Annotated in this window: 1 protein-coding gene; it reads right to left on the bottom strand. The window is 54.5% G+C overall.

The window, feature by feature from the left end:
- Nucleotides 1-53: 53 nt before the first annotated feature.
- Nucleotides 54-881: NAD-dependent epimerase/dehydratase family protein (locus F7O44_RS29280; RefSeq protein ID WP_222851823.1), on the bottom strand; the 828-nt coding region annotated here is incomplete at its 5' end.

Below are 881 nucleotides of genomic sequence, written 5' to 3' on the forward strand. Positions count from 1 at the left end.
ACCTTGCCGAGGCCCTGGGATGTGTACTATGCCGAAGAAGATCAATGTCCGTCTCACGAAAGATCTGGGTTGGCTGTGGAAAGTACATCGACTGATGGGCAGAAGTCATATATCTCGCGCAGTCGGTCTATTGAGAACAGGGGCGCCTTCTCGTATCCCCTTCTTTCGTAATGTCTCATGTCCAGTTCCGCTGCACGCTCGCCCAATATGATACGTAATGCGTCTCGAACAGGGATTGGCGTACTGGCAGTTGATGAAACGAGATTCAGTCGCCGCGCCCCTGCCCCAGCCGGCCTCTCGACAGCTGTTGCCAATGCTTCGACTACGTCAGATACCGCGACCAAGGACATGTACGCAAAAGGACGACCACGCGCAGCTTCTATGAATTTGTCGGGCTCCGCGGGCGGTGGTGGATTCTTGGGCACGACGGCGCCGAGTCGGAATAGACTGATATCGACATCAGGATTCTCGCGATGAAGGAAGAACGCAAGATCTTCCACGAAGGCCTTGCCTAGTCCGTAAACATCGACGGCATCGCAGGGATGGTCATCTGGAATTGGAATCTTCCGGGGGAGAAAGGCTTCACCGAACACGCAACCTGTCACGGCGATGGAACTGGCGACAATAAATCGCCTGCAGCCACGTCGGATCAGAAACCGCAGCAACGTCCGCGTGCCCAATACATTCATGCGGAGATGTCTATCTTCCGCCTCAAACCGATCTGGCTCAAAGACTCGCGAATCGCGGTCAACCGCTAAATGCACCACACTGTCTATCTCGTACTCATCGAGAACTTCAAGGTCCGCTGGCGATGCATAACTTCCTAGAACACTGACTACAGTCTCCACCGGCTTGCTCCGCGACAATGCCACAACATCGAA

The sequence above is a fragment of the Phytoactinopolyspora mesophila genome, from assembly GCF_010122465.1.
In the GTDB taxonomy this organism is placed as follows: domain Bacteria; phylum Actinomycetota; class Actinomycetes; order Jiangellales; family Jiangellaceae; genus Phytoactinopolyspora; species Phytoactinopolyspora mesophila.